Annotated in this window: 5 protein-coding genes; 1 reads left to right on the top strand and 4 read right to left on the bottom strand. The window is 71.0% G+C overall.

Annotated features, from left to right (window positions below):
• Positions 1–186: SGNH/GDSL hydrolase family protein (locus ACJ73U_RS45205; RefSeq protein ID WP_407783971.1), on the bottom strand; the 186-nt coding region annotated here is incomplete at its 3' end.
• Positions 187–243: 57 nt separating this feature from the next.
• Here ACJ73U_RS45205 and ACJ73U_RS45200 point away from each other — a divergent pair.
• Positions 244–816, top strand: coding sequence for a hypothetical protein (locus ACJ73U_RS45200; RefSeq protein WP_407783970.1), 573 nt, complete (start codon positions 244–246; stop codon positions 814–816).
• 33 nt (positions 817–849) lie between these two features.
• Here the strand turns inward: ACJ73U_RS45200 and ACJ73U_RS45195 are convergent, their stop codons facing one another.
• The 3 genes from ACJ73U_RS45195 to ACJ73U_RS45185 form a co-directional block, all read right to left on the bottom strand.
• Positions 850–1,311, bottom strand: coding sequence for a hypothetical protein (locus ACJ73U_RS45195; protein WP_407783969.1), 462 nt, complete (start codon positions 1,309–1,311; stop codon positions 850–852).
• 47 nt (positions 1,312–1,358) lie between these two features.
• Entirely contained in the window at positions 1,359–2,564 is a 1,206-nt protein-coding gene (locus ACJ73U_RS45190) for a hypothetical protein (protein ID WP_407783968.1), read from the bottom strand.
• A 124-nt stretch (positions 2,565–2,688) separates the two neighbouring features.
• Positions 2,689–3,227: DUF389 domain-containing protein (locus ACJ73U_RS45185; protein WP_407783967.1), on the bottom strand; the 539-nt coding region annotated here is incomplete at its 5' end.

Here is a 3,227-nt window from a genome sequence, read left to right as displayed (position 1 = left end):
TATCTCGCCGGCGAGCTTCCCGCGGACGGCGAGGTTGGCGTAGAGCAGGTCCGGGTTCAGCTCGGCCAGCCGCGCCGCCAGGCGGTCGGCGAAGCCGCGGTAGCCGGTCACGTCGTCGCCGTCGCCGATGCCCTCGGTCTGGCTGTCGCCGAGCGCGACGTAGCGGTGGTACAGCTGTTCTGGCATCGACCCTCCCGGCGGCTCCCGCCGACCATGCTGTCGCCGGGGTTTACCCTGCCCGACGTGCGGCGAACGGCGCGTGTCCCCGACGACACGAAGGTGGTCCTACCGGTGCGAACCGGCCAGACCGTACGCGAGCATGCGACAACGATAGCGATCTTCGCGCTCACCACGGTGCTCGCCGGGCTCGGGGTCGCCACGACCGGGTCGGCGGTGTGGGTCGTGATCGGGTCACTGTGCCTCGCCGGGGTGGTCCTGGAGCTGCTGCTGGTGCGCGCACAGGCCGGCTTCGGCCCGCAGCTCGCCGCCGACAGCGACCACGTGTGGGTACGCGCCGGTGGGTTCCTGTCGCCGAGGTCGGTCCGGCTGGACTGGCCGGAGGTCACCACCGTGACGCTGCACCTGTGGCGTGGCCGTCGCAACGCCACCGCCCGGTACCTCGCGTTCGACCTGACGGACGAGGCCACGGCCGAACTCACCGCCGATCCGCGGCTGGCGACCCGCGCCCGCAGGTTGACACGCGTGTTCGGCTCGCCACTCGCGGTCGCGGAGCAGCGCGCACACGTCCTGGACCAGGTACTCCGCGACCTACGCGACCTCGCTCCCGACGGCGTGCGGTTCACCGAGAAGAGCTGACCGCCAAACCTGCTCGCCGTGTTCACCCCGAAGTCACGGCCCGCCGACGGGACCCTCGGGTAAGAAGTCCGCCAGGTAGGGGTCGACCTCGGGTGCGTCCGGCTGTAAGCCGTGGCGTACCCACGCGGAGCGCTCGTGCACCAACGCGGGCAGCTCCCACACGCAGCCGATCAACGGCTCGGCAAACGGGGTGAACACGGTTGGCACGTCGAACGGCGCGTTGGCCGCGCGGCAGTGCAGGATCTCGCCGTACACCCATGCGTACAGGTTGAGCCAGACCGCGTCCACGCCCTTGTGCAGCACGGAGAACGCGACCCGTGGCGTGGCGTCGGAACCCGCGGCGGACGGCAGCAGCTTCGGCAGGAACGCCGTGGCCGCCGAGACGATCGCGCCGTCCAGCAGCGCGTCGGTGACCGTCACCAGGTACTGCTTGACGCGCCAGTCCCCCACCGGCACGACGCCACCCGGTCTCATGTAACGCTCGGAGAATCCCATGGCACGGACAGTAGGGCCGAGCACCGACAATTCTGTGAAAGCGCAGGTCAGCGCCGGAATGCCGGATACAGGGCGAGCACCGGGTCCTCGTCGAACCAGCGGACGCGCAGTCGGTCGCCGACCGCCGCCGCGTGTTCCGCGACCGCCTCGGCGCCGGCCAGCAACGCGTCGTTGGCTAGGCGCCGCCACCGGTCGGTGAGCACGTGCGTCTCGGGCGGGGTGTCCGACAGCAGCGACGAGTGCGACTGCGCCGCCTCGGGCCTGCTGAAGAACTGCCAGGTGGTCAGCCACACCCAGAACAGCTGCGCGTCGAGCAGCATCGGCAGCAGCACGCCGTCCTCGTCCAGGTCCGGCCAGACCGCCCTGACCTCGGCCCGCCAGCTCGCGAGCATCGCGTCGGTCATGCCGTTGGGCAGCCCGAACGGGCACCAGCACGACGGGAACGGCACCCGCAGGTACGCCGCGTCGAAGATCGCGTTGCGGACGCAGCCGCCCTCGAGGTCGAGGAACCGCACGCCGCGGTTGGTGATCAGGTTGTTGTCCGGGCACGAGTCGGACGGGCTGAAGGCACGGTGGTGGCCGGTCTCGAGGAGCTTTCGCGACCGCGACGCGCACTCCAGCACCGCGGCCGAGGTCTGCACGCCCAGCTCGGCGTCGAGCAGATCGGGCAGGTCGTTCAGCGCGGTGGCGCCGTCGATGGCGAGCGGGTCCTTGAAGTCGGGCACGGTCAGCCGCCGCTGCAACGCGTCGAAGTCGGCCTCCCGGCCCGCGGTCGTGGCGTGCAGCCTGCCCAGCGAGCGCGCGTAGGACAGCAGCGCCCGTTCCGCGGCCCGCGCGTCGGTGCCGAGCAGCTTGTCGGCCAGCGTCGGCGCGTGCCCGAGGTCCTCCAGCACGACGAGCCGGCTACCCGGATCGTGCGCGAACAGCTCCGGGCACATCCGGTCCTCGGACGCGAGCGCGGTGAACAGCTGGTAACTGGCCGCTTCCCGCACGAAGCTGTCGCAGTGCTCGTCGAGGGGCTGTAAGTACCGCTTGAGCACGAGCGTGCGCGGCAGCGAGAACGGGCTTGCCGCGACTCGCACGCGCACCACGCACGATCGCTCGGAACCGCCGAGGTCCTCGGCCTGCGTCAGCGTGATCCGTGCCCCGAACCTGCGGCCGAGCACCGCCTCCGCCGCAACCACGGTCGCCAGTACTTCGGGGTCCGCACCACCACCCAGTGTCGGTGGGTCGGCGGCGGTTTCCACACTCATCTCCTCAGACCCTACTCCCGCTCATGACACCGACCGTAGTCGTGTCCATCGATCAAGTAGCCACGGTTTCCGGACAAATAACGAAAACAGCTTCGTGTCAGGATCGTTGCGATGGCTCCGCGGATCAACCTCGGGACAGTGGACGGCCGGCGTCCGCGAACGTCCACGTGGCACGGCGCAGCAGGAGCACCACCGCCGCGGCCACCACGATCCCGGCGAGGTTGACGACGAGCTGCCCGATCGACTCGGCGGCGCGGTGCCAGTCGCCGAGGATGGCCGCGACGCTCGCGTAGCCGGCCGCCGGCACCGTCGTGACCGAGATGAACACGCCGACCAGCACGGCGGACTTCGCCGACGTCATCGACAGCATCCCCGCCGCCCCGGCCAGCAGCGCCACGATCAGTGACCACGGTCCGACCTCGTAGACGAAGTCGACCTGGTGGCCGTCGCCGGCGATCACGCTCGCGTCGAACAGCCCCACCGCGTTGCCCAGTGCCGTGCCGCCCGCGGTGACCGCCATGGCCAGCGGGAACCCGACCGCCAGCGCGAGCGCCGCCCGGCGCACCAGGTCCCAGCGGCGCCGGACCAGGCCGACCGCGATGGCCGCGAGCGGGCCGAACTCCGGCCCGACGACCATGGCGCCGACGATCAGGATCGGCGAGT

It is taken from the genome of Actinophytocola sp. (genome assembly GCF_045807065.1).
Classification (GTDB): Bacteria; Actinomycetota; Actinomycetes; order Mycobacteriales; family Pseudonocardiaceae; genus Actinophytocola.
Note: the sequence above shows the minus strand (reverse complement) of the source record. Positions and strands in the feature narration are given on the sequence as shown.